This window comes from Stenotrophomonas sp. 86156_Sma (assembly GCF_056481625.1).
Genome location: NZ_CM151157.1, coordinates 3180668 through 3204647 on the forward strand (window position 1 = coordinate 3180668; position 23980 = coordinate 3204647).

Here is a 23980-nt window from a genome sequence, read left to right on the forward strand (position 1 = left end):
GCGGAGGCAGAAAAAAGGCCCCTGTTCCCAGGGGCCATTTCATGATTCTGGCGGAGAGAACGCTGGCCATGTAGCCGACGTCGCTGATACCAGCAACGTCGCCAGCTGCACATACCGTATGGAGCTCAACACACGGCTCAACCATTCAGAGAAGCTTGTTGAGGTCAGTCTCTAGCTGGGCTGGAACCCCCAAGCCCTGACGCGACTGAACGGCATTCCGGTGAGCGACTTGCACTCGCCCGGTAGCGGCGTGTCCGAGCGCGCAGATTTGACAATGCCATAACCGGTGTCCTGGAAGAACATTGCAGCACCGCTGTCGCCACCACCACAGGCGAGCGAACTTCCCTCTACCTTGAACCAGACCTCATCGCATTGCATAGACTCGGTGGGCCCACAAATGTTTCCAGGACTATGCTTAACCGACGTGACTATTCCACAGCTGTATCCGCTACGCGAACCGCGGAAGCAGATGGTACCGTCTTTCGCTGGCACATTGTAAACGTTCGCAATAAATCGCGTGGACACGGTTGACGACGCGTACGTCTCCAGCAAAGGAATGTGCGGAGATGGAATTCGATGCCACTGCACATCGGTTTGCGCATCGTTCCTTTGATCCTGGAACATCAAGGGGAACGTAACCAAGGTCCCGTTCTGGCTACTCCCATAGTTGCCATAAATGACGTCGTCGGGGCAATGCGCCGCCGTTATGATCCCCTTTAGACCTGTAGCCGTGTGCTTCACCGTAAATCCGGTGGTGCAGTATGAATTGTTTGACTGCAGCACGGCTCCGCCGATTGCATATATGGAATTGCTTTCAGGAACGTCCGATGTCTTGAAACGGAGCTTTACGCGATAGGCACGTTCGAGCTTGGACAGGATTCCCATATATTTCTGGGCGTCCTGTTCATCCCCACGTATTCTGACCTCAGCCTCGTTATCTCCCGCATATCCGGTCAATCCAACGAAACCCGGGATAGCTGACTGTGCTGCCAGCCGAATTTCCTTCAGTTGCTTGGTGAACTCCTCCTCCGTGAAGAGGTGCCCAGAGGAGAACTCGACACGCGCTGTACCAGCCGCCGTCGTCCATTGCCGCCCTGCAACAGCACCATCTCCCTTGAGCTTCACTGAAACATGAAAGTCAGGCGACTGCTCAATGCTGATTTCCGTCAAGCGCCCGGCATACTCTCGACGAATGTCCTGGATGCTGGGCGCCACTGCCGCCTCCAGCTGAATCCGTCTGATTGCCTCATCAACCGATAGAGACTTGACTCTGGAAAGGAGGGAGCTGACTGCAACCGCAGTCTCCTCATCCAGTCCCTTCAGTTTCTCACTTTCAGAAACATCCTTCTGAGCAAGTGCAGTGGTGGACACAACACTCCCCAAGAGGAGCCCGAACACAATCACGTAAATAGCGCCAGTTTTCACCTAGCCTCCTCCAATGAATGCTGTAGGAATCCTGCGCAGCCTGCTGCAGACTGAGCATGAGTGTACGACGTGATTACGATTGCTATTGCGTAGAGTGTTCCATTTCCAACCGTCAGTGTGTTGTCAGAGAGCCGGCAGCCCGTGATACGCTCGATGGAAACCACGCGGGATCGTGGCCCTAATCTCACGTCCTGCGCACTTTCTCTGTCGCCTGTCAGCCAGCGCGCTTGGCAGCATGCGTGCTCTGCGCGACTGCCGCCCCTCCCTGGAACCAAGTAGCTGAATTGATGAACTGACGGGCAGCAAGGCGGGAAAAACAAAAAAGCCCCTGTTTCCAGGGGCTCTTTGAAACAGCTGGCGGAGAGAGTGGGATTCGAACCCACGGAAGGTTTAACCCTTCGCCGGTTTTCAAGACCGGTGCCTTAAACCGCTCGGCCATCTCTCCAATCGGGTCCCGGTCGCCCGGGCAGCGGCGTATTCTCGCACGTGAAGAGCATTTGCCCAAGACCACCCTTGCCCCCGCCCTTCGCATCCGGCACGGTGGGGCCTTCACTGCAATCGGAGCCCCCATGGCCCACCTCGATCTGGCCAACCTGCGCACCACCCTGCTGGACGACACCCAGCTGGCCGCAGTGGCCCTGCACCGCACGTTCGCCGGGCACCTGCCGGTCAGCAGTGGGCATCTGGTGGTCTGCGATCCGCTGGTCCAGGCCGAGGCGCCCGCGCTGGCCGACTACACCGCCCCGCTGGGCCGGCATCCGGTCGAGATCATCGTGCACAGCGGCCGCCCGGCGCTGGCCGTGGTCTGGTTCAAGCCCCGCGATGCCCTCACTGCGTCTGCCCTGCACTGGCAGATGGCACGCTGGACCACGCAGGACCTCACTGGACTGGATGAGGACAGCTTCATTGGCTATCCGGTCGACGCCGGCATCGGCTGCTTCATGGATACCAACACCCAGCAGGCACTGCTGGCCCTGATCGAACAGGCCGATGGCGACGAAGACAGCGAATGGTCGGATGCGCTGATCGACCATGACGGCCTGGATGAAGGCGCCGAGTACCGCCCCTGGGGCGAGGACTCTCCACACGGCCTGGTCGTATTCACCAGCGGCTGGGGCGACGGCGTCTATCCCAGCTACTGGGCGCTGGATACCTCCGGCATTCCGGTCGCCCTGGTCACCGACTTCCTGTGCATCCAGGGCGGTGACGGGCGCGACGAGCGCGAGATCGCCGACCAGGCCTATCGCGACAGTCTCCCACCCGAAGAAGCTGAAGCGCTGGCACGGCTGGTTGCCGCCGTGGACCGCGACGACCCGGATGCGCTGCGAGAGCTGTTGAAGGATGCGCCACAGCGCGCCAACCAGATCGAGCCCGGTTGCGGCGGCACCGCCCTGTTCGAGGCGATCCGCCTGGACCGTCCACAGGCACTGCGGGTGCTGCTGCAGGGCGGCGCGTTGCCGGCAATGCCGGAGCGCCTGCACATGAGCAAGGTGACCAGCTACATGGACTACGCCCGCTTCCTGAAGAAGCCACGCAGCGCGGAACTGATGGCGGTACTGGAAGCACCGGTCATTGCCGAGCCCAGGCCAGCCACACCGCCGCGGCGCAGCTTCTGGGATCGGCTGTTCGGCCGGAAGTGACCGGGGCCGGAAAGCAGCAACGCCGGGCATGGCCCGGCGCTACCGTTTCACAGATCGGCGGTGCAGTTGCGGCCAGGTGCCTCAGCCCGCATCCACTGCCAACGCGCCCAGCGCACTGGCCTTGATCCGCTCCTTGGCCTTTTCACAGGCGCCACCGCAATCCAGGCGCGAGGCCTCCAGCTGCGGCGGCAGGTGCTCGGCCAGGAAGTCGATGAACACGCGCACCGCCGGCAGCAAGCCGCGGCGCGAGGCGAACACGGCATGGCACACGCCCTGCGGCAGCGACCAGTCCGGCAGCACCACTTCCAGTTCGCCGTTGCGCACCGCATCGGCGCACACGGTTTCCGGCAGCATGGTGATGCCGAAGCCGTCCTTCACCATGCTCTGCAGCAGCGGGAAGTCGAAGCCGGCCACGCGCGGCTGCAGGTCGACCCGGCGCACTTCGCCTTCCGGGCCATGCAGCTCCCAGCGCTGGCGTGCTTCGTCTTCGCTGATGCTGAGGGTGACGTGCTGGGTCAGCTCTTCAGGATCCTTCGGCCGGCCGGCGCGATCCAGGTACTTCGGGCTGGCCACCAGGAGTTCCTGCACCTGTCCGAAGCTGCGCATCACCAGGCTGCCATCGTCGTCCAGGCGCGAGCGCACGCGCAGGGCCACGTCGTAGCCTTCATTGATGATGTCCACGCGGCGGTTGCTGATGTTCAACTGCAGGCGCACCTTCGGGTACTGCTCAAGGAACTTGGGCAGCAGCTTGGGCAGCTGCATCTGCGCCAGCGATACCGGCACGCTGGCGCGCACCACGCCGCGCGGTTCCGCGCTGAGGCGGTCCACCACTTCGCGTGCGGCCTGCGCCTCGGCCAGCATCGTCTGCGCGTGGCGGTGAACGCTGGTGCCGACATCGGTGACGGCGAAACGACGCGTGGAGCGCTGCAGCAGGCGCACGCCCAGGTCGGTTTCCAGCTGGCTGATGCGGCGGCTCAGGCGCGACTTGGGGATACCCAGTGCGCGCTCGGCGGCGGCGAATCCGCCATGGTCGACCACCATCGCGAAGTAGTACAGATCATTCAGGTCATGCATGCCCGAGTTCCATATCTAGAACAATACGTGGCATTCAACCACCTTTATTCCGCCTTTGCAACAACCTATCGTTCTCTCTGTCGGCGGCAAGTCCGCCACCTCTCCCGAACATAGGTACTGCCATGAAGCTTCTGCACATCGACGCCAGCGTGCTTGGCGACAACTCCGTCTCCCGCCACCTGACCGCCGCCGTGGTGGCCCAGTTCACGCAGCAGATCGACGGCCTGCAGGTTGATTATCGCGATCTTGACGCCAATCCGGTACCGCACCTGCGCAGCGGATCGCTTGCCAAGGCCGACGCTGCCGAAGCCGCCGATGCTGAACAGGTACTCGAGCAGTTCCTGGCGGCCGATATCGTGGTGATCGGCGCGCCGATGTACAACTTCAGCATTCCGTCCACCCTGAAGGCCTGGATCGACCGCGTGGCCGTGGCCGGGCGCACCTTCAAGTACACCGAGAACGGCCCGGTCGGCCTGGCCGGTGGCAAGCGGGTGATCATCGCCAGCAGCCGTGGCGGCATCTACACCGATTCGCCCGCGGACTTCCAGGAGCCCTTCCTGCGCCAGACGTTTGCCTTCTGGGGCATCAACGATGTCGAGTTCGTACGCGCCGAAGGCATCGCCTACTCGCCGCAGCACCGCGAAAGCGCCATTGCCGGCGCACTGGCTGCGCTGCCGTCGCACGAAGCGGCCGAGGCCGCCGCGGCGTAACGCGTTCCAGCGTTCGGCGCCGCTCTCTCCTCGTCTGGGCGCTGAACGCGGGCCGGGATCCCCTCCCCCATCCCGGCCCACCCTGGCGGCCCCGCTTTGCGGGGCCGTTTTTTTATGGCGTATGGACTGAGCGCTATGTCATCCACGCATGGCGTGGCTCTACCGCACGTGCGCGTGGATACGCTGCCATGCGCGACGCTCACCAGAACGTTAGGCTGGGGCCATGAATTACATCGTGACCACTGCACACCGCAGCGAATTTCCGCACCCGATCACCCTGCGCCGTGGCCAGCCGCTGGTGGTGGGCGAACGTTATGAAGGGCCTGAAGGCTGGGAAGACTGGTTCCTGTGCAAGGCAGAGGGCCAGCAGCCGGGATTCGTGCCGGCGCCGGTGATCGGCCGCGACGCGCAGGGTGGCGCATTTGCCACGGAAGACTACTGTGCGCGCGAACTGGATGTGGATCCCGGGCAGCTGCTGCGTGGCGAGCGCACGCTCAATGGCTGGGCGTGGTGCGTGCCGGAGACGGGCGAACCGGGCTGGGTGCCGTTGGAGAAGGTGCGGGTTGTGGAGTGATCACCGTGGTTCATCCACGCATGGCGTGGATGTAGCCCGCATTGTAGATCCACGCCATGCGTGGATACGGTGCCATGCAAGCATGGCACCCACCAGAGCCGCAGCAGTGCCATGCAAGCATGGCACCCACCAGAGCCAGAGCAGTGCCATGCAAGCATGGCACCCACCCCATCAGGCTATCAGCCGATGGTTTCCAGGCCACCCATGTACGGGCGCAGCGCCTCCGGCACGGTGATGCTGCCGTCGGCGTTCTGGTAGTTCTCCATCACCGCGATCATCGCGCGGCCCACCGCCACGCCCGAGCCGTTCAGCGTGTGCGCCAGCTCCGGCTTGCCGGTGGCCGGGTTGCGCCAGCGGGCCTGCATGCGGCGGGCCTGGAAGTCACCACAGTTCGAGCACGAGGAGATCTCGCGGTAGGTCTGCTGCGACGGCAGCCAGACTTCCAGGTCGTAGGTCTTCACCGCCGAGAAGCCCATGTCGCCGGTGCACAGCAGCACCTTGCGGTACGGCAGGCCCAGCTTTTCCAGCACCACTTCGGCGCAACGGGTCATGCGCTGGTGTTCGGCGTCGCTGTCTTCCGGGCGGCTGATCGAGACCAGCTCGACCTTCTCGAACTGGTGCTGGCGGATCATGCCGCGCACGTCGCGGCCACCGCTGCCGGCCTCGGCGCGGAAGCACATCGAGTGGGCGGTCATGCGCAGCGGCAGGCGCTCGGCGTCGACGATCTCGTCGCGCACGATGTTGGTCAGCGGTACTTCCGAGGTCGGGATCAGGTAGCGCGTGGAATCGCCCACGGCGGTCTTGAACAGGTCGTCCTCGAACTTCGGCAGCTGGCTGGTACCGCGCAGCGAGTCGGCGTTGACCAGCAGCGGCACGTTGGTTTCCTCGTAGCCGTGCTCACCGGTGTGCAGGTCGACCATGAACTGCGCCAGCGCACGGTGCAGGCGCGCAATCGGGCCGCGCAGCACGGTGAAGCGCGAACCGGACAGCTTGGCGGCGGTTTCGCCGTCCAGCCAACCGTTGCGGGCGCCCAGTTCGACGTGATCGAGCACCTTGAAGTCGAACTGGCGCGGGGTTCCCCAGCGCGCCTGCTCGACGTTGTCGTTCTCGTCGGCACCGGCCGGCACGTCATCGGCCGGCAGGTTCGGAATGCCCATCGAGATGGCGTCGATCTTCTCGCGCAGCTCGTCCAGCGCCACTTCCGAGGCCTTCAGCTCATCGGCGAAGGCAGCGACCTCGGCCATGATGGCCGAGACGTCCTCGCCCTTGGCCTTGGCCTGGCCGATGGCCTTGGAACGGCTGTTGCGCAGGCTCTGCAGCTCCTGGGTCCGCACCTGGATGCGCTTGCGATCAGCCTCCAGGGACTCCAGGGCAGACACGTCGAGCTCGAAGCCGCGGCTGGTGCGCAGGCGTTCGGCGAGGTCGGCGGGCTGGTGGCGGAGCAGGGCTGGATCAAGCATGGCAGGTGTCGTGGTGGGTATCAGGGATGGGATTATCGCTTGTTATACGGATTTCTGCCGCCCGGTTCATTCCCGGCGTGGCAGAATCGGGCTATTCCGTACTGGTCCGGTCCATGTCTGCACCCCGCTCGTCGTCCGCCAAGTCGTTCACTGTGCATATCCCGCGCAACGCCCTGAAGATCGCCGGCATCGCCTTCGGCGTGGGCGTGCTGCTGTTCGTGCTGGTCTGGCTGACCGGCCGTGACAAGGAGTTCTTCCGCGCCGACCCGGCCGCACAGACCCCGCAGGAAACCGCCCAGGTCGAGCCCCTGCCGGAACCCTTGGCCGCTGCGGCCGGTTCCAGCGACATGCCTGACGCCAAGCCGGCACCGGTGGAGGAAGAAGCGCCGAAGCTGGTCGAAACCGCTCCGCCGCCACCCGCCCCGATCGCCGAGCCGGCCCCGGCCGCCCCGGGCGCTGCGTCGGCTGCGACCAGCAACAGCCAGCCGATGCCGATTGCCGGCCAGTCGCCGCCGCCGTCGTACCCCGCCGCCGCCCTGCGCGCCGGCGAAACCGGCACCGTGGTGGTACGCGTGGATGTGGATGCCACCGGCTATCCCAACAACGCCACAGTGATCCAGCGCAGTGGTTCACGCGACCTCGACCGTGCCGCCACCGACGCGGTGCGACGCTGGCGATTCACCCCGGCGCAGAGCAATGGCCAGGCCGTGCCCGGCAGCATTGAAGTACCGTTCGACTTCAAGACGCAGTAACTGAACGCTTACCGGCAGGCAAACTGAACCCTGCCGGTGGCGTTGACGCAGCGCTGACACTTCCCGTCCATGGCTCGGGCAACACTTCCCACGTCGTCAGTTGACGGAAGGAGTTTGCGATGACTGCCACCACCCACGAAGACCTTCATTCGCCGCAGCTGCAGCAGGATTCGAGCGTGCAGCACAAGCCCACGTCGCCCTGGATGTGGATCGCGCTGATTGTGGCGATGTTTGCGGCCGCCCTGCTGTGGCTGCGCCATTCCAACCAGGAGGATGTGGCGCCGGCACCGGTCGGTGAGCGCATGTTGCCCGCCCCTGAGCAGGCTGCGGTGACCGATGCAGCAGCACCTGCAACGCGCCAGGCTGCCCCGGCCCCCAGCCAGCACAAGACTGCGCCGGTCGCGCGTAATCGCGAAGCGCGCCCGTTGGCGAGCAACCGCATGCCCACCTACCCCGCTGCCGCACTGCGCAGTGGCGTGCAGGGCAGCGTGATCGCCAGCCTGAATGTTGATACCCGTGGCAATGTCGCCAACGCTGCGATTGTTTCGCGCAGCGGCGAGCGCAGCCGCGACCTGGATCGTGCGGTGCTGAACACCGTGCAGAACTGGAAGTTCCAGCCGGCGGTGCAGGAAGGCCGAGCAGTAGCAAGCGTGGTGCGGGTCCCGGTGGATTTCCGTACCGAGCAGCGTTGATCGCGGACGAGGGGTTCGTGATGTTTCGACGGAGGCTTCGGCCTCCGTCTTTTTATGCGGAAAGGCGTGCCGACCAAGGTCGGCACCTACCGGGTGATGTGAGCGTGCCGACCAAGGTCGGCACCTACCGGGCGATGTGAGCGTGCCAACCAAGGTTGGCACCTACCGGGTTACGTCATCTGCCGGGCGTGGCCTTTCAGGCCAGATTGAACCCGGCGCTGCGCGCCAGGCCATCGAAATCCGGGAAGGAGGTGGCGACGTTGGCGATGTCGTTGATGCGCACTTCGCCGTCACTGATCTGGCCAGCAATGGCGAAGGCCATGGCGATGCGATGGTCACCGTGGCTTTCGATGGTGCCACTGCCCAGGCGCACGCCGCCGTGCAGGGTGGCGCCGTCTTCGGTTTCATCCACCTGCATGCCCAGCGCGCGCAGGCCGGTGGCCATCGCGGCGAGACGATCAGATTCCTTTACCCGCAGTTCGGCGGCCCCGCTGACCACGGTCTGGCCTTCGGCGGCCGCAGCGGCCACGAACAGCGCCGGGAACTCGTCGATCATGTCCGGCACCAGTGCTTCCGGAATGCGTGCGCCCTTCAGCGGGGCGTAGCGCACCACCAGATCCGCCACCGGTTCACCGCCCTGCTCGGCCGGATTTTCTTCGGTGATGTCCGCCCCCATCAGGCGCAGCGCGTGCAGCAGGCCGGTGCGGCGCGGGTTCAGGCCGACCTGTTTCAGGCGCAGCTCGGAGCCGGGAATGATACTCGCCGCAACCAGATAGAACGCGGCCGAAGAGAAGTCCGCCGGCACCACGATGTCAGTCGCGCGCAGGCGCTGGCCACCACGCAGGCGTGCCTTGCCGGGCGAGAATTCGATGTCCACGCCGAACGCGGACAGCATGCGCTCGGTGTAGTCACGGGTCGGGTGCGGTTCGGTCACCTGGGTTTCGCCCTGCGCGTACAGGCCGGCCAACAGCACCGCCGACTTGATCTGCGCGCTGGCCACCGGCGAGGCGAAGTCGATGCCGTGCAGCGTCTGGCCGCCATGCACGTGCAACGGCGGCGTGCCATCGCTTTCAGTGTCGATCTTCGCGCCCATCTGCGACAGCGGGCCGGTCACGCGGCGCATCGGGCGGCCGGACAGCGACTCATCGCCGATCAGCGTGCAGTCGAATGCCTGGCCCGCCAGCAGACCGGCCAACAGGCGCATGCCGGTACCGGCGTTGCCGCAGTCCAGCGGCGCATCCGGCGCCTTCAGGCCGTCGATACCGACGCCGTGCACGATGCGCTGCGACGGGCTGGGGGTTTCGATGCGCACGCCCAGCTGGCCGAAGATGCGCGCAGTGGCGCGGGTGTCCTCGCCTTCCAGGAAACCCTCGATATGCGAGGTGCCATCGGCCAGCGCGGCGAACATCACCGAGCGGTGAGAGACCGACTTGTCGCCGGGAATGGTCAGGCTGCCCTGCAGCGGCTGGCCCTTGCGGGCAATCCAGTGTTGCGCGTTGCTCATCGTTCGATCATTCCGTAAACGCCGGCAGCACCGGCGATGCATCAGGGAGCGGCGGCCGTGGCCGCCGCGGCAGCACTCAGGGCACGGCCACCGGATAGGAGCCGAGCACCTTGATCTGCGCCGAGTGCGCTTCCAGTTCGGCCAGCGCGGCCTGCATCGGCGCGTCGTCGATGTGGCCGGCCAGGTCGATGAAGAAGCCGTATTCCCACTTGCCGTGGTGCGACGGACGCGACTCGATGCGGTTCATGCTGATGCCGTGGCGGGCGAACGGGCTGAGCACGTCGAACAGCGCACCGGGCTTGTCATGGATGAACACCAGCACCGACGTGCGGTCGTGGCCGGAGGTCGGGAAGATGTTGCGACCCACCACCAGGAAGCGGGTGGTGTTGTCGGCGTCGTTCTGGATCGGCTTGGTGACCACCTTCTTCAGGCCGTACACGTGGCCGGCACTCTCGCCACCGATGGCCGCCGCGTCATCGGCGTTGCGCGCACGGCGCGCACCTTCGGCATTGCTCGACACCGGAATCTTCTCGGCCTTCGGCAGGTTGGCGCGCAGCCAGGCCGAGGTCTGCATGAACGACTGCGGGTGCGCATAGATGCGCTCGATGTCCTCGATGCGGCCGCTGCGCGACATCAGGTACTGCTGCACGCGCAGTTCCACTTCGCCACAGATCTTCAGGTTGGAGGTCAGGAACATGTCCAGGGTGATCTGGATGGTGCCCTGCCCGGAATTCTCCACTGGCACCACACCGAAATCGGCGTTGCCCGCTTCCACTTCCTGGAACACTTCTTCGATGCTGGCCATCGGCAGGCCCAGCGCCGAGCGGCCGAAGTGCTTGAGCACGGCCTGCTGGCTGAAGGTGCCTTCCGGGCCGAGGTAGCCGATCTTCAGCGGCTCCTGCTGGGCCAGGCAGGCCGACATGATCTCGCGGTAGACGTGCACCAGCAGCTCATCGCTGAGCGGGCCTTCGTTACGGTCCACCACCATGCGCAGCACCTGCGCTTCGCGCTCAGGGCGGTAGTAGTCGACGGCGGCGGCGAGCTTGCCCTTGGCCTTGCCGACCTGGTGGGCGAAGCGCGCGCGCTCGGCGATCAGGCTCTGGATGTCGCGATCGATCTGGTCGATCTTCGAGCGCACATCGGCCAGCGCCAGCGGCGCCAGGGTGGGTGCCGGGTTCGACGCGGCCTTGGCCTTGCCCTTCGCCTTGGTGGGCGCGCTGTCCTTGGCCGGTTCAGCCTTCTTCGGCGCCTTCTTGCTGGATTTGCTGCTTGCCATCGGAGTTCCTTGTTGCGGGGCACGCACCCGACGGTGCGCGCCGTTCATTGCTCAACCGTGACGCTGCTGGAAATCGGCCATGAAGGCGACCAGCGCCTCGGCCCCGGCCAGCGGCATGGCGTTGTACAGCGAGGCGCGGATGCCCCCGACCACCTTGTGCCCCTTCAGCGCCAGCAGGCCGGCGGCCTTGGCTTCGGCGACGAAACGGGCATCAAGTTCGGCATTGGGCAGGAAGAACGGGATGTTCATCCGCGAGCGTGCCGGGTGTGCGACCTCGTTGCGGTAGAAGCCCCCGGAACCATCGATGGCGCCGTATACCAGCGCGGCCTTGGCGGCATTGCGCTTGGCGAACTCGGCCACGCCACCTTCGGCCAGCATCCACTTGAACACCAGGCCGGCCAGATACCAGTTCCAGGTGGGCGGCGTGTTGAGCATCGAGTCGCGAGCGACGTGCGAGCGGTAATCGAAGATGTCCGCCCGCGGCTGGCCGCTGCGCTCCAGCAGATCGCGGCGGATGATCATCACCGCGATGCCGACCGGACCGAGGTTCTTCTGCGCGCCGGCGTAGATCACGCCATAGCGGCGTACGTCCAGCGGTTCGCTGGCGATGGACGAACTGAAGTCGGCGATCAGCGGGACGTTTCCGGTATCGGGTACATCACGGAACTCGACACCGTGGATGGTCTCGTTGGCGGTGATGTGCACGTAGGCGGCATCGGGTGACAGCTGCCAGTCGGCACGCGGCGGCAGCGTGCGGTAGCCATCGGCCTCGCTGCTGGCGGCAATGTTGACGTCGACGTAGACACCGGCCTGCTTGACCGCGGTCTTGCCCCAGTGGCCACTGACCACGTAGTCGGCGCGCTGGCCGGGGGCGGCGAAGTTGAGCGGAATCAGCGCCTGCTGGGTGGTGGCACCACCGGACAGGAACAGCACCGCATAGTCTTCGGGGATATCGAGCAGGCGACGCAGGTCGGCCTCGGCCTCGGCGGCCACGGACATGAACTCCGCACCGCGATGGCTCATTTCCACGATCGAGGCACCGGTACCGTGCCAGTCCAGCATTTCCGCCTGCGCCTGGCGCAGGACCGATTCCGGCAAGGTTGCAGGGCCGGCACTGAAGTTGAACGCGCGCGTCATGTCACACCTGTGGGGCAAGACCCCTAGTATGCCGCAGTGCACCAGCCTTGCGGCCTTGTGGCGCAAGGGAAATTTGGTTTCATTGGAATCCATTGACCGCCAGCAAGGCGCCGGTAGTCGCCGACCTTGCTCGGCGCACGCCGTCAGGCGTCAAGCCCACCGGAGAAGCGTGCCGACCAAGGTCGGCACCTACCAGAGCGGATCCAGCGGACTCAGGCCAGGAGCAATGCCCCGGTAGTCGCCGACCTTGGTCGGCGTACGCCGTCAGGCGTCATCCCCGCCGAAGGAGCGTGCCGACCAAGGTCGGCACCTACCAGAGCGGATACGGCCGGTTCAGATCAGCGCGCGCCGAACCAGAGCAGCAGGCTGAGCAGTGCGGCCAGCAGCAGCGCACTCACCAGCAGCCACGGCCAGCGCCGGACCTTGCGCGGCGCGGCCGGCAGCACCGGCGCCTGCTCGGCGTCCTGGCTGGACTCGTCTTCATCCGGCAGCGGGCGACGGCGCGGGTCATGCGGCACTTCCAGCACGAACCGGTGCTGGCCATCGAACACCACCTGGTCGCCGGCCTGCAGCCAGCAGTGGCGCACGGCCACGCCGTTGACCCGTGTGCCATCGGCACTGCCCAGGTCACGCAGCAGCACGCGTTCGCCATGCACTTCCACGCGGGCGTGCTGTTCGGCGAAGGCCGGTTCATTGATCTCGATGTCAGCGTCGCCACCGCGGCCGATCAGGCGGGACCGCGACAGCGTGAAGCTGCGGCCATGGTGCAGGCCACCGACACCGCGCAGCAGGCGCTGCTGCTCATTGGTGCCGTCACCGCTGTTCGGTGCGGGGGCCTGCAGCAGGCTCTCCACCTCGCCCTGCAGGACCATTTCCACGCCGTCCACATACACCGCATCGCCCGCACGCAGCAGCGCCATGCGCCGCACCGGGCGACCGTTCACATGAATGCCGCGGATACCGTTGCCGACCTGCAGCCAGAGGCCGCGATCATCCACGCAGAACTGCGCCAGCAGCAGGGCACCGTGGCCGGCGTCGCCGAGCCTCACACTGCCATTGGCCTGGCGCACGATGCGTTGCACCCCGGGCCGCAGCGGCTGGTCGGGCTGTTGTTGTTGGCTGAAGTGAACAAGCAGGTTCTGCACGCGGCGCAGCCTAGCAGGTTGGTCGCCAACGAAGAAGAACCCACGATGAGTGCTTGGCGCGAAGGCCCTCGATGCGCACAATGCTCGCCCTCATTGATCATCCCCGCTTTGCGCCAGGAGCCTGCATGTCCACCATCGATGTCCGCCACGCCCACGCCCTGCCCGATGCACAGGCGCGCGCCGCGATCGAACAGGTCGCCGCCAAGCTGTCCGAGCGCTTCGGCCTGAAGTCGTCCTGGACTGCCGACGTACTGAATTTCTCCGGCAGCGGCGTGGACGGTGCGATCGAACTGCAGCCGGGCGCCGTGCGCGTCACGGCCAAGCTGGGCTTCCTGCTGTCGGCGATGAAGGGCATGGTCGAAGGCGAGATCCAGCGCGTTCTGAAGGAAAAGCTGGGCTGAACCCCGGCGGCGGCCATCACGGCCGTGCAACGCCAACGCGCGCTACTCTCGGGGCAGGCCCAACTCCCACGGGAAGTGCGATGAACCACTACGAGAACGACGACCGCCGCAACGACGACGCCTCTTTCGGTGACCAGGCCGAGCGCTTCTCGCGCAAGCTGAGTGACTCGGCGCAGCAGGTCTGGCTGGCCGGCCTGGGCGCTCTTGGCCGTGCACAGGCCGAAGGCAGCCGCTTCTTCGACGGCCTGGTGAAGGAAGGCGAAGCCTGGGAAGCCCGCCGCCGTGAACGCAACGGCGAACAGGGCCCGGGCTGGCGCGACAACGTTGAAACGTCGCTGGACGAGGCCCGCGAGAAGGCTTCCGGCACCTGGAACAAGGTTGAAAAAGCGTTCGACGACCAGGTGCAGGGCGTACTCAAGCGCCTGCACGTGCCCACCGCCGACGAGGTGACTGCGCTGGAGGCGCGCATCGACGCACTGCAGGCACGCCTGGCCAAGCTGGAAAATCGCGACGCCTCGGGCACTGATGCACCTGCACCGGGCAGCCATCAGTCGCCAGGCAGCGTGCCCTGACCGGCTATTGTTGCAATGCAATAAATTTTGATTGACAATCGCGAGCAACCCGCCAATCGCTTCGGCTGCCGTTTGTTCCCTCCCCTCACGGCTTCAGGATTGGCGGGTTTTTCGTGCCCGCGGTATTCCGAATTGCGTGCTCCATCACGCTTCCTGTCAGGAACCTCCTGACTCAGCGGCACGGCGCGACCTTTACACTGTCGCCTTCGCATTCGCCCCTTCCGCGCACCTCCTGCATGCTCCCTTGGATCCTGGCCCTGCTGTCGGCCCTGCTTACCTGTTCCCTGGCTGTTGTCTATCTGTGGTGGATCAAGCGGCGGCAAAAGGAGATGCAACTCGGCCTGCAGGCCCTGGCGGGCATGCACTGGCGCGAGTTCTCGGTACTGGTCAAGCGCATGCTGCGCGAGCAGCGCGGCCTGCGCGAACTGGATGACCCGGGCGAGGAATCCCGTGAGCCCAGCAGCGATTTCCTGCTCAGCGACGGCCCCAACAGCTGGCTGGTCTCGTGCAAGCACGGCTTGGCCTATCGCATCGGCACCGCCGCGGTGAACGAACTGGGCGCGGCCGCGCGCCTGGCCGGCGCCCGCGGCGGCGTGCTGCTGACCGAAGGCCGGATGGAACGCGACGGCCGCAGCGCCGCCGAAAAGCAGGCGGTCGAGGTGCTGGACGGCCCGCGCCTGTGGCCGTTGCTGCAGCCCTATCTACCGGCGGAAATCGAAACCCGTGTGCGCGCCAGCGCCCGCCATGAAGCCCTGCGCCGCATTGCTATAGCCGCGCTCGCCGCAGTGACGCTGGGCCTGCTGGTGGGATTGAGCCTGCAAGGGCTGCATGTGCAGGACGCCCAGCCCGTTGCCGAGGTGGCGGTCGCCCCCGCGCCGGTCGCGCCTGCGGTTGAAGCGGCGCCCGAACCGGCGCCGGCCCCCGCCACCACGCCGCCGACCACGCTGCCTGCGCCGGCCACGCCCTCAACCGATGCGCGTAGCAATCCCAACCCGGATGCCGCCACGCTGGAGCGCTTCCAGGCCGATCTGTCCCGTGCCTTGGCCGGCAAGCCCGGCATCGCCAGCGGTGTCTGGCTGACCCGGCAGACGCTGGCGATCAACCGCACCGGCGAGCTGGACGCGGTGTGGCCGCGGGTCTGCGAGGAAGTCCTGCACTACCCCGCCCTGCGCAACGTGCGCATCCAGCTCAACGCCCGCCCCGGCGTGGATGAGCCGGTGCGCTGGCGGCAGTGCGCCACGTATTGATTGGGGTGTCCGTAGATCAACGCCATGCGTGGACGCCCTTGTAGAGTCGAGCCACGCTCGACTCATCGCGCATCGCGCCAACAGCAGCCGAGCATGGCTCGGCTCTACATGGCGCCTGCTCAGCCCAATGCTGCGAGATGGGCGATGTAACTGGAGCGCGATTCACCCGCTGCTCTGGCCTGCGCATCCAGCCTCGCCAGGATCCGGCGTGGCAGGCTGATATTGACCCGCTCGATGGTGTCGTCCAGCAGGGCCGGATCAATGCAGATGTACGCAAGAATCCAACGAATGTCCTTGCATGCCTCGGCGGCGATTTTCTGTGGCGCGGAAGGTGTCGGAATCGAGCGCCCGTCATCCAGGGCCGCATCAATCCAGGCGAGCGCAGCCTCCTCGGCAGCGCTGAGCGCCTCCTCAAGCGTGTCGGCCGCCGAGAAGCACCCCGGCAGATCCGGAACGACCACACCCCACGCGGTGCGCTCGTCGCCTGCCTCGATCAAGACTGGATATCGCATGGGCCCTCCTACGTCAGTCCTGCGAGCTTCCGCAACGCCTGCACCAGCCCTTTCCCCAGATCCTTCCTAGGGTGAGGCACGGTGATGATGTGAGGGTGCTGCGGGTGCACGAATACATGATGGGATCCGCGAATCCGGCGACAGGTCCAACCTGCCGCCTCCAGATCCCGGATGAGATCCCTGCTCTTCATGCGGGGACGATACACATCGTACACACGCCCCGACAGAGTTCAAGGCGACAGCGTGTCCCGAGCGGGGTCGACCCTACCTTGCCCCAGGCGCGAAGCGCGCCACCAGGTCCCAGGCGTCGCCGAGGAACACCTGACGCACACGGGTGATCGGCTGTTCGCCGCGCCAGGTGAGGCGCTCGATCACCAAGCACGCGGTGCCGGACTTCACGTCCAGCAGCTTGGCGGTGGCGGTGTCCGCGCCCCAGGCACTGATGCGATGCTGGGCACGGGTCCACGACACGTTCTGCAGCAGCCAGCTGCCCGGTGCAGTGGTGCTGAAATCGACCTCCAGTACCTCGGGCACGCCCACCGGGCTGATCAGGCGATGCTCCAGTGCCAGCGGGCGGCCGTCAGCCAGGTGCAGGCAGCGCATCGCCAGCAGCATTTCGCTGCCGGCCAGCTCCACTTCGCCGGCATTGCCGGCATCGGCCAGGCGCAGGTCGCGCTGCAGCAGACGATAGGCGTACTGATGGCCGCGCGAGCCGACCTCCATCGCGATATCGGGAATCTCCAGCGCCACCTGCTCCAGGTGCGGGGGCTGCCGCGCCACGAACGAACCGGCGCGGCGGCGCCGCTCGATCATGCCGCTCTCGGCCAGCGCGGTCAGCACCTTGTTCACCGTCATCCGCGAGCAGCCGTACTGCTCCATCAGCTCGTGCTCGTACGGAATACGGAAGCCCGGCGCCCACTCTCCGCTGAGGATGCGGCTTTCCAGATCGCTGCGGATACGCTGGTTGAGCGTGGCGGACTTGCTGGCCTTCACGTGATGGGGTCTCGGTGGTGGAAGGCGATCAGCCCAGCACGCCGCGCAGGGCGGCAGCGAAGGCGCTGGTGATCGCCTCGCGCTGCAGGTGGCGGCCGTCGGCCACGCACTGGCGGCCATGGCGCCAGACCGATCGCAGCGCGCCATTACGTGCGGCGAACACCCAGCTGTCAAGCCATGCGTCGTCCTGTCGCGCCTGCAACGCGGGGTGCGAAGCATCCAGCTCGACCAGGTCGGCACTGGCGCCGACCTGCAGGCCGGCGGCCACACCCAGGGCCTGTGCACCGCCGTGCAGTGCGCCCTCGAACAGGAAGCGGCCCGTGCTGCGGGTGGCATCCGGTGCCAGCACATTGCGCCCGCGCAGGGTCAGGCGTTGGCCGTATTCAAGCAGGCGCAGTTCTTCAGCCGCGTCGATCAGCACATTGGAATCGGAGCCGACACCGAAGCGACCGCCCTCGCCCGCGAACGCCTGCATCGGGAACAGGCCGTCGCCCAGATTGGCCTCGGTGATCGGGCACAGGCCGGCCACGGCCTGGCTGGCCACGATGGCGGCGCGCTCATCGTCGGTGATGTGGGTGGCGTGCACCAGGCACCAGCGCGCATCCACCGGTGCATGGTCGTAGAGCCACTGCACCGGGCGCTGGCCGCTCCAGGCCAGGCAGGCCTCCACTTCGCGCACCTGTTCGGCGATGTGGATGTGCACCGGGCCGTCGGTAAGCGGCAGCAAAGCACTCAATTCCTCGCCGGTGACTGCACGCAGGCTGTGCGGGGCAATGCCGAGCACCGCATCGGGCAGCGCGGCCAAAGACGACTTGGCGGCGTCCAGCAGCTGCGCGAAGCCGTCCACGTTGTGGATCAGGCGTCGCTGCGCGGGGTTCGGTGCCGCCCCGCCGAAATCGGCATGCGCATAGAACACCGGCAGCAGGGTCAGCCCGATGCCGGTCTGGTCGGCCGCCGCCGCAATCCGCGCGCTCATCTCGGCACGGTTGGCATACGGCCGGCCGTCAGCATCGTGGTGCAGGTAGTGGAATTCACCGACGCGGGTGAAGCCGCTTTCCAGCATTTCCATGTAGGCCTGGGCGGCGATGGCCTGCACCGCGTCCGGGCGCAGATGGGCCAGGAAGCGATACATCAGCTCGCGCCAGCTCCAGAAGCTGTCACCGTCGCCGCCGCCGATCTCGGTCAGCCCGGCCATGCCGCGCTGGAAGGCGTGGCTGTGCAGATTGGGAAGGCCCGGCACCAGGATGCCGGCGCGGGTGTCGCCCGCCTGCGCGCCCTGCCCCGTACTGATCGCCGTGAAGCGACCGTCCTGCACCTGCAGGCGGACATCGCGGGCCCAACCCTCGACCAGCAGGGCGTGGGCGGCATGGAAACTGTGCGGGGAACGCGAATCGGACATGGCTGGACAACCCGAAATGGACGCCTATATTGTATAGACATATAAGCACAGCCGCGTTGTGGATGCCATGCACGTCGATACCCTCTGGTCCAACGTTCACCTGATCACCCTCGATGGCGAGGGGCTGGGTGTCATCCGCGATGGCGTACTGGCCTGCGCCAACGGCCGCATCGTCCATGTCGGCGCGGCCGGCAGCGATGCCCACCTGCAGCCGACCACCCGCATCGACGGCGAAGGCCGCTGGATTTCGCCCGGCCTGATCGACTGCCACACCCACCTGGTCTACGCCGGCAACCGCGCCAACGAATTCGAGCAGCGCCTGCAGGGCGTCAGCTATGCCGACATCGCCCGTGCCGGCGGCGGCATCGTCTCCACCGTGCGCGCCACCCGCGCCGCCACACCGGAACAGCTGGCCAGCGAAAGCCGGCCGCGCCTGCTGGCAATGCGCGCCGAGGGCGTGACCACCCTCGAGATCAAGTCCGGCTACGGCCTGACCCTGCCCGACGAACGCAAGCAGCTGCAGGTGGCGCGTGCGCTGGGCGAGGAATGCAGGGTCAACGTGGTGACCACCTTCCTCGGCGCACATGCGATTCCGCCAGGCCGCGAAGCACAGGAGTACACCGACGAGGTGTGCAACGTGATGATTCCGGCCATCGCCGCCGAAGGCCTGGCCGAAGCGGTGGATGTGTTCTGCGAGAACATCGCGTTCTCGCCGGCGCAGGCGCGGCAGGTCTTCGAAGCGGCGCGCGCCAACGGGCTGGCGGTGAAGATCCACGCCGAGCAGCTGAGCAACCAGCATGGCGCCGAACTGGCCGCCAGCTTCGGTGCACTCTCGGCCGACCATATCGAACACCTGGACGATGCCGGCATCGCCGCGATGGCCGCGGCGGGTACCGTGGCGGTGCTGCTGCCCGGCGCCTTCTATTTCACCCGCGATACCACCCTGCCACCGATCGCGGCGCTGCGTGCGGCCGGCGTGCCGTTGGCGCTGGCCACCGACAGCAACCCCGGGACCTCGCCACTGACCAGCCCGCTGCTGGCGATGAACATGGGCGCGACCCTGTTCCGCCTGACCGTGGACGAATGCATCGCCGGCTTCACCCGTGAAGCAGCGCGCGCTCTGGGCCATGGCGACCGCATCGGCCGCCTGGCCGTGGGCATGGACTGCGATCTGGCGATCTGGGACATCGACGCCCCCGCCGACCTGGTCTATCGCATTGGATTCAACCCGCTGCACGCGCGCGTGGTGCGCGGACAGCCCGACCTGCCTGCCTCCTGGAGCAACACATGAGCAACACCCTGGTTCTTCGCCCCGGCCATGTCACCCTCGCCCAGTGGCGGCAGGCCTATCGCGGTGCGCCGCTTGCACTGGACCCGGCCGCGCTGCCGGTGGTGCGTGCCAGTGCCGCGACCGTGGCCGCCATCGTCGCCAAGGGCGCGCCGGTCTATGGCATCAACACCGGCTTCGGCAAGCTGGCCAGCGTGCGCATCGAGCGCGAGGACTTGGCCACCCTGCAGCGGAACATCGTGCTCTCGCACGCTGCCGGTGTTGGCGAGCCGATGCCTGCCAGCGTGGTGCGCCTGATGATGGCGCTGAAGCTGGTCAGCCTGGCGCAGGGTGCTTCGGGCATCCGCGAGGAGACCCTGCTGCTGCTCGAAGCGATGCTGGTCAAGGGCGTGCTGCCGGTGGTGCCCGCACAGGGCTCGGTGGGTGCCTCGGGTGACCTGGCACCGCTCTCGCACCTGGCCAGCGTGATGCTGGGCGTGGGTGAAGCCTTCATCGGTGACGAGCGCCTGCCGGCGGTCGATGCGCTGGCACGTGCCGGCCTGCAACCGATCGAACTGGGCGCGAAGGAAGGCCTGGCCCTGCTCAACGGCACCCAGTTCTCCACCGCCTATGCGTTGGCCGGCCTGTTCGAGATCGAGACCGTGTTCCAGGCCGCGCTGGTCACCGGCGCGCTGTCGGTGGAAGCGGCCAAGGGTTCCGACACGCCGTTCGACCCGCGCATCCATGCCATCCGCGGCCAGCGCGGACAGATCGCCACTGCGGCCACGCTGCGCACGCTGATGCAGGGCTCGGACATCCGCGAATCGCACCGCGACAACGACGTGCGCGTGCAGGACCCGTACTGCCTGCGCTGCCAGCCGCAGGTGATGGGCGCAGCGCTGGACATCCTGCGCCAGGCCGCAACCACGCTGGAAATCGAAGCCAACGGCGTGTCCGACAATCCGCTGGTGTTCACCGACACCGGCGAAGCACTGTCCGGCGGCAACTTCCACGCCGAGCCGGTCGCCTTCGCCGCCGACATGCTGGCGATGGCGGTGTGCGAGATCGGTTCGATCAGCGAGCGCCGCCTGGCGATGCTGGTCGACCCGGCGCTGTCCGGCCTGCCGGCGTTCCTGACCCCACGCCCGGGCCTGAATTCCGGCTTCATGATTCCGCAGGTGACCGCCGCCGCGCTGGTCTCGGAAAACAAGCAGCGCGCCTACCCGGCCAGCGTCGATTCGATCCCGACCTCGGCCAATCAGGAAGACCATGTGTCGATGGCCGCACACGGTGCGCGCCGCCTGATGCAGATGGCCGAGAACGCCGCCAACGTGATCGGCATCGAGCTGCTGGCCGCCGCGCAGGGCTGCGACTTCCACGCGCCGCTGCGCTCCAGTGCCGCGCTCGAATCCGTGCGCGCCACCCTGCGTGCGCAGGTGCCGACGCTGGAAGAAGACCGCTACTTCCACCCGGACATGGTGACCGCCACCAACCTGGTGCGCAGTGGCGCGCTGGCGCAGGGCTTGGCCGGGCTTCTGCCAACCGTGGAACCGCAGGCATGAGTGCCCATCCCGAATGGCTGACGGTGCACGAAGGCGATGCCCCGTTGATCGTCAGCTTCCCGCATACGGGCAGCGAACTGCCGCACGACCTGATCGGCGACTACCACTCACCGTGGCTGGCCCGCCGCGATGCCGACTGGTGGGTGCACGAACTGTACGACTTCGTGCGCGGCATGGGCGCGACCACGGTGCGCTCGGCGATCTCACGTTCGGTGATCGATCTCAATCGTGATCCCAGCGGTGTGTCGCTGTACCCAGGCCAGAACACCACCGGCCTGTGCCCGCTGACCACCTTCGACAACCAGCCGCTGTACCACGCCGGGCGCGAACCGGATGACGCGGAAATCGCCCGTCGCCGCGACACGTATTTCCTGCCTTACCACGATGCGCTGGCCGCACAGATCACGCGCCTGCGTGCACGCCACGGCACCGTGGTGGTGTATGACGCACACTCGATCCGCTCACATATCCCGCACCTGTTCGAAGGCGAGCTGCCGCAGTTCAACCTCGGCACCGCCGGCCCGTCCGGCGCACCGGACACGTCCTGCGACAACGCCTTGAGCGATGTGGTGGAGAACCTGCTGAAGATCAGTGGCATGAGCCAGGTGCGCAACGGCCGCTTCAAGGGCGGTTGGATCACCCGCCACTACAGCAACGTCGCCGGCGGCGTGCACAGCCTGCAGATGGAACTGGCCTGCCGCGGCTACATGCACGAACCCCTGCCGGACCAGGTGGACGAGCACAGCTGGCCCACCCCGCTCGACCCCGACCACGCCGCACCGCTGCGCCACACCCTGGCGCAGGTGCTCAACGCCTGTCTTGAATTCGCTACGAACCGGAGCGCCGCATGACCCGCAACGACCCGACCCGCACCATTGCCGCGCCCACCGGCACCACGCTCAACGCCAAGAGCTGGCTGACCGAAGCGCCGCTGCGCATGCTGATGAACAACCTGCACCCGGACGTGGCCGAACGGCCGCAGGAACTGGTGGTGTACGGCGGCATCGGCCGTGCCGCGCGCGACTGGGAGAGCTTCGATGCCATCGTCGAAACGCTCAAGCGCCTGGACGACGACCAGACCCTGCTGGTGCAGTCGGGCAAGCCGGTGGGCGTGTTCCGCACCCATGCCGATGCGCCGCGCGTGCTGATCGCCAATTCCAATCTGGTGCCGCGCTGGGCCAACTGGGATCACTTCAACGAGCTGGATAAGAAGGGCCTGGCCATGTACGGCCAGATGACTGCCGGCAGCTGGATCTACATCGGCGCGCAAGGCATCGTGCAGGGAACCTACGAGACCTTCGTGGAAATGGGACGCCAGCACTTCGGTGGCGACCTGACCGGGAAGTGGCTGTTCACCGGCGGCCTGGGCGGCATGGGTGGCGCGCAGCCGCTGGCTGCCGTAATGGCCGGCGCGTCCTGCCTGGCCGTCGAGTGCCGCAAGAGCAGCATCGACATGCGCCTGCGCACCGGCTACTTGGATACCTGGACCGACAACCTGGACGAAGCGCTGCGGCTGATCGATGAATCGTGCAAGGCCGGTACGCCGAAGTCGGTGGGCCTGCTCGGCAACGTCGCCGACGTACTGGCTGAACTGCTCAAGCGCGGCGTGAAGCCGGACCTGCTGACCGATCAGACCTCCGCGCACGACCCGGTGAACGGCTACCTGCCGCAGGGCTGGACGGTCGAGCAGTGGGATGAGAAACGTGTCTCCGCGCCCAAGGAAGTGGAGAAAGCCGCGCGCGCGTCGATGGCCAACCACATCCGCGCCATGCTTGGCTTCCACGCGCTGGGCGTGCCGACCGTGGACTACGGCAACAACCTGCGGCAGATGGCACTGGAGGAAGGCGTGGCCAATGCCTTCGACTTCCCCGGTTTCGTGCCGGCCTACATCCGCCCGCTGTTCTGCCGCGGCATCGGCCCGTTCCGCTGGGCCGCACTGAGCGGCGATCCGGAAGACATCGCCAAGACCGATGCCAAGGTGAAGGAACTGATTCCGGACAACCCGCACCTGCACCGCTGGCTGGACATGGCTGCCGAGAAGATCAAGTTCCAGGGCCTGCCCGCGCGCATCTGCTGGGTGGGTCTGGGTGACCGCGATCGCCTCGGCCTGGCCTTCAACGAGATGGTGGCCAACGGCGAGCTGAAGGCGCCGGTGGTGATCGGCCGCGACCACCTGGACAGCGGCAGCGTTGCCTCGCCGAACCGCGAAACCGAAGCGATGGCCGACGGTTCCGATGCCGTGTCCGACTGGCCGCTGCTGAACGCCCTGCTCAACACCGCCAGCGGCGCCACCTGGGTGTCGCTGCACCATGGCGGCGGCGTCGGCATGGGCTTCTCGCAGCACGCCGGCATGGTGATCGTCTGCGACGGCACTGAAGCGGCGGCCAAACGGATTGGCCGCGTGCTGTGGAACGACCCCGCGACCGGCGTGATGCGCCATGCCGATGCGGGCTATGAGATCGCAATCGACTGCGCGAAGGAAAAGGGACTGGATCTGCCGGGCATCCTCGGCTGATCGCAGGGGTGCCGGCCAGCGGCCGGCACTACCGGAAGCGTAGGGTAGTGCCGGCCGCTGGCCGGTTCTCCCTGATGCGGGAATCAGTGCCCTTGACCCGCTCTCCCGCCGTGACCAACATGC

The 23980-nt window shown here is 66.5% G+C and carries 23 protein-coding genes and 1 tRNA gene; 12 read left to right on the forward strand and 12 right to left on the reverse strand.

The genetic code is table 11. The annotated features are described in order from the left end of the window. Positions 1–171 precede the first annotated feature (171 nt). Positions 172–1425, reverse strand: coding sequence for a chymotrypsin family serine protease (locus tag ACZK33_RS14785; protein WP_423174510.1), 1254 nt, complete (start codon positions 1423–1425; stop codon positions 172–174). Between the two features lie 355 nt (positions 1426–1780). Continuing rightward, positions 1781–1870, reverse strand: a tRNA-Ser gene (locus ACZK33_RS14790). A gap of 124 nt (positions 1871–1994) precedes the next feature. On the opposite strand from ACZK33_RS14790, the gene ACZK33_RS14795 reads away from it, so the two are divergent. Continuing rightward, complete coding sequence (locus ACZK33_RS14795) at positions 1995–3065, forward strand: DUF4241 domain-containing protein (protein ID WP_423175106.1); 1071 nt, start codon at positions 1995–1997, stop codon at positions 3063–3065. Positions 3066–3146: 81 nt separating this feature from the next. Here the strand turns inward: ACZK33_RS14795 and ACZK33_RS14800 are convergent, their stop codons facing one another. Next, a complete protein-coding gene (locus tag ACZK33_RS14800; RefSeq protein ID WP_005410175.1) occupies positions 3147–4139 on the reverse strand; it encodes a LysR family transcriptional regulator in 993 nt (330 codons plus the stop codon). 122 nt (positions 4140–4261) lie between these two features. Here ACZK33_RS14800 and ACZK33_RS14805 point away from each other — a divergent pair, with 122 nt between their 5' ends. Further along, positions 4262–4849, forward strand: coding sequence for an FMN-dependent NADH-azoreductase (locus tag ACZK33_RS14805; RefSeq protein WP_423175105.1), 588 nt, complete (start codon positions 4262–4264; stop codon positions 4847–4849). 223 nt (positions 4850–5072) lie between these two features. After that, positions 5073–5423 carry an SH3 domain-containing protein gene (locus tag ACZK33_RS14810; protein WP_423175104.1) on the forward strand — a complete coding sequence of 117 codons (351 nt, stop codon included), beginning with the start codon at positions 5073–5075 and terminating at the stop codon, positions 5421–5423. A gap of 179 nt (positions 5424–5602) precedes the next feature. On the opposite strand, the gene serS is transcribed toward ACZK33_RS14810, so the two are convergent. Then, entirely contained in the window at positions 5603–6883 is a 1281-nt protein-coding gene (gene serS / locus ACZK33_RS14815) for a serine--tRNA ligase (RefSeq protein WP_423175103.1), read from the reverse strand. Positions 6884–6996: 113 nt separating this feature from the next. Between serS and ACZK33_RS14820 the strand changes: the two genes are divergently transcribed. Together ACZK33_RS14820 and ACZK33_RS14825 are read left to right on the forward strand one after the other, a co-directional pair. Then, on the forward strand, positions 6997–7635 hold the full coding sequence (locus tag ACZK33_RS14820; protein ID WP_423175102.1) for an energy transducer TonB: 639 nt from the start codon (positions 6997–6999) through the stop codon (positions 7633–7635). A gap of 119 nt (positions 7636–7754) precedes the next feature. After that, entirely contained in the window at positions 7755–8327 is a 573-nt protein-coding gene (locus ACZK33_RS14825) for an energy transducer TonB (protein WP_423175101.1), read from the forward strand. Between the two features lie 196 nt (positions 8328–8523). Here the strand turns inward: ACZK33_RS14825 and aroA are convergent, their stop codons facing one another. The 4 genes from aroA to ACZK33_RS14845 form a co-directional block, all read right to left on the reverse strand. Next, entirely contained in the window at positions 8524–9831 is a 1308-nt protein-coding gene (gene aroA, locus ACZK33_RS14830) for a 3-phosphoshikimate 1-carboxyvinyltransferase (RefSeq protein ID WP_317217443.1), read from the reverse strand. Positions 9832–9907: 76 nt separating this feature from the next. Next, the gene (gene pheA / locus ACZK33_RS14835; protein ID WP_014037689.1) at positions 9908–11107 is read right to left on the reverse strand and encodes a prephenate dehydratase; all 1200 of its coding nucleotides are present in this window, start codon (positions 11105–11107) and stop codon (positions 9908–9910) included. Positions 11108–11158: 51 nt separating this feature from the next. Further along, the gene (gene serC, locus ACZK33_RS14840; RefSeq protein ID WP_423175100.1) at positions 11159–12244 is read right to left on the reverse strand and encodes a 3-phosphoserine/phosphohydroxythreonine transaminase; all 1086 of its coding nucleotides are present in this window, start codon (positions 12242–12244) and stop codon (positions 11159–11161) included. 338 nt (positions 12245–12582) lie between these two features. Beyond that, on the reverse strand, positions 12583–13389 hold the full coding sequence (locus tag ACZK33_RS14845) for an FHA domain-containing protein (protein WP_032127717.1): 807 nt from the start codon (positions 13387–13389) through the stop codon (positions 12583–12585). Positions 13390–13514: 125 nt separating this feature from the next. Here ACZK33_RS14845 and ACZK33_RS14850 point away from each other — a divergent pair, with 125 nt between their 5' ends. From ACZK33_RS14850 to ACZK33_RS14860, 3 genes are all read left to right on the forward strand, one after another. Next, complete coding sequence (locus tag ACZK33_RS14850) at positions 13515–13790, forward strand: polyhydroxyalkanoic acid system family protein (RefSeq protein WP_005417302.1); 276 nt, start codon at positions 13515–13517, stop codon at positions 13788–13790. Between the two features lie 80 nt (positions 13791–13870). After that, positions 13871–14362: a phasin family protein gene (locus ACZK33_RS14855; protein WP_032127716.1), complete on the forward strand. Its 492-nt coding sequence runs from the start codon at positions 13871–13873 to the stop codon at positions 14360–14362. A gap of 236 nt (positions 14363–14598) precedes the next feature. After that, positions 14599–15609, forward strand: coding sequence for a restriction endonuclease (locus tag ACZK33_RS14860; RefSeq protein ID WP_423175099.1), 1011 nt, complete (start codon positions 14599–14601; stop codon positions 15607–15609). A gap of 119 nt (positions 15610–15728) precedes the next feature. Here the strand turns inward: ACZK33_RS14860 and ACZK33_RS14865 are convergent, their stop codons facing one another. From ACZK33_RS14865 to ACZK33_RS14880, 4 genes are all read right to left on the reverse strand, one after another. Further along, positions 15729–16121 carry a type II toxin-antitoxin system HicB family antitoxin gene (locus tag ACZK33_RS14865; RefSeq protein ID WP_049422111.1) on the reverse strand — a complete coding sequence of 131 codons (393 nt, stop codon included), beginning with the start codon at positions 16119–16121 and terminating at the stop codon, positions 15729–15731. Positions 16122–16129: 8 nt separating this feature from the next. Then, positions 16130–16312, reverse strand: a complete 183-nt coding sequence (locus tag ACZK33_RS14870) for a type II toxin-antitoxin system HicA family toxin (protein WP_107433137.1) — start codon at positions 16310–16312, stop codon at positions 16130–16132. A gap of 73 nt (positions 16313–16385) precedes the next feature. After that, positions 16386–17114 carry a histidine utilization repressor gene (gene hutC / locus ACZK33_RS14875; protein ID WP_110712773.1) on the reverse strand — a complete coding sequence of 243 codons (729 nt, stop codon included), beginning with the start codon at positions 17112–17114 and terminating at the stop codon, positions 16386–16388. Between the two features lie 28 nt (positions 17115–17142). After that, entirely contained in the window at positions 17143–18513 is a 1371-nt protein-coding gene (locus ACZK33_RS14880; protein ID WP_423175098.1) for a formimidoylglutamate deiminase, read from the reverse strand. Between the two features lie 67 nt (positions 18514–18580). Between ACZK33_RS14880 and hutI the strand changes: the two genes are divergently transcribed. From hutI to hutU, 4 genes are read left to right on the forward strand one after another with little or no spacing between them, the layout of a single operon-like run. Beyond that, positions 18581–19804, forward strand: coding sequence for an imidazolonepropionase (gene hutI / locus ACZK33_RS14885; protein ID WP_423175097.1), 1224 nt, complete (start codon positions 18581–18583; stop codon positions 19802–19804). Next, on the forward strand, positions 19801–21342 hold the full coding sequence (gene hutH, locus ACZK33_RS14890; protein WP_423175096.1) for a histidine ammonia-lyase: 1542 nt from the start codon (positions 19801–19803) through the stop codon (positions 21340–21342). The genes hutI and hutH overlap by 4 nt, the downstream gene beginning before the upstream one ends. Continuing rightward, positions 21339–22193, forward strand: coding sequence for an N-formylglutamate deformylase (gene hutG, locus ACZK33_RS14895; RefSeq protein WP_423175095.1), 855 nt, complete (start codon positions 21339–21341; stop codon positions 22191–22193). Before hutH ends, hutG begins: the two co-directional genes overlap by 4 nt. Further along, positions 22190–23857 (forward strand): urocanate hydratase, encoded by a 1668-nt coding sequence (gene hutU / locus ACZK33_RS14900; RefSeq protein WP_049399643.1) that lies wholly within the window; start codon positions 22190–22192, stop codon positions 23855–23857. The genes hutG and hutU overlap by 4 nt, the downstream gene beginning before the upstream one ends. The last annotated feature ends 123 nt before the right edge of the window (positions 23858–23980 follow it).

Bases quoted from the DNA above. Each gene is read 5' to 3' on its own strand.
- serC (WP_423175100.1), bottom strand. From the start codon at position 12,244: ATGACGCGCGCGTTCAACTTCAGTGCCGGCCCTGCAACCTTGCCGGAA.
- ACZK33_RS14880 (WP_423175098.1), bottom strand. From the start codon at position 18,513: ATGTCCGATTCGCGTTCCCCGCACAGTTTCCATGCCGCCCACGCCCTG.
- hutG (WP_423175095.1), top strand. From the start codon at position 21,339: ATGAGTGCCCATCCCGAATGGCTGACGGTGCACGAAGGCGATGCCCCG.
- ACZK33_RS14860 (WP_423175099.1), top strand. From the start codon at position 14,599: ATGCTCCCTTGGATCCTGGCCCTGCTGTCGGCCCTGCTTACCTGTTCC.
- ACZK33_RS14825 (WP_423175101.1), top strand. From the start codon at position 7,755: ATGACTGCCACCACCCACGAAGACCTTCATTCGCCGCAGCTGCAGCAG.
- ACZK33_RS14795 (WP_423175106.1), top strand. From the start codon at position 1,995: ATGGCCCACCTCGATCTGGCCAACCTGCGCACCACCCTGCTGGACGAC.
- aroA (WP_317217443.1), bottom strand. From the start codon at position 9,831: ATGAGCAACGCGCAACACTGGATTGCCCGCAAGGGCCAGCCGCTGCAG.
- ACZK33_RS14870 (WP_107433137.1), bottom strand. From the start codon at position 16,312: ATGAAGAGCAGGGATCTCATCCGGGATCTGGAGGCGGCAGGTTGGACC.
- ACZK33_RS14810 (WP_423175104.1), top strand. From the start codon at position 5,073: ATGAATTACATCGTGACCACTGCACACCGCAGCGAATTTCCGCACCCG.
- ACZK33_RS14805 (WP_423175105.1), top strand. From the start codon at position 4,262: ATGAAGCTTCTGCACATCGACGCCAGCGTGCTTGGCGACAACTCCGTC.
- hutI (WP_423175097.1), top strand. From the start codon at position 18,581: ATGCACGTCGATACCCTCTGGTCCAACGTTCACCTGATCACCCTCGAT.
- ACZK33_RS14855 (WP_032127716.1), top strand. From the start codon at position 13,871: ATGAACCACTACGAGAACGACGACCGCCGCAACGACGACGCCTCTTTC.
- ACZK33_RS14800 (WP_005410175.1), bottom strand. From the start codon at position 4,139: ATGCATGACCTGAATGATCTGTACTACTTCGCGATGGTGGTCGACCAT.
- hutH (WP_423175096.1), top strand. From the start codon at position 19,801: ATGAGCAACACCCTGGTTCTTCGCCCCGGCCATGTCACCCTCGCCCAG.
- serS (WP_423175103.1), bottom strand. From the start codon at position 6,883: ATGCTTGATCCAGCCCTGCTCCGCCACCAGCCCGCCGACCTCGCCGAA.
- pheA (WP_014037689.1), bottom strand. From the start codon at position 11,107: ATGGCAAGCAGCAAATCCAGCAAGAAGGCGCCGAAGAAGGCTGAACCG.
- ACZK33_RS14850 (WP_005417302.1), top strand. From the start codon at position 13,515: ATGTCCACCATCGATGTCCGCCACGCCCACGCCCTGCCCGATGCACAG.
- ACZK33_RS14820 (WP_423175102.1), top strand. From the start codon at position 6,997: ATGTCTGCACCCCGCTCGTCGTCCGCCAAGTCGTTCACTGTGCATATC.
- hutU (WP_049399643.1), top strand. From the start codon at position 22,190: ATGACCCGCAACGACCCGACCCGCACCATTGCCGCGCCCACCGGCACC.
- ACZK33_RS14865 (WP_049422111.1), bottom strand. From the start codon at position 16,121: ATGCGATATCCAGTCTTGATCGAGGCAGGCGACGAGCGCACCGCGTGG.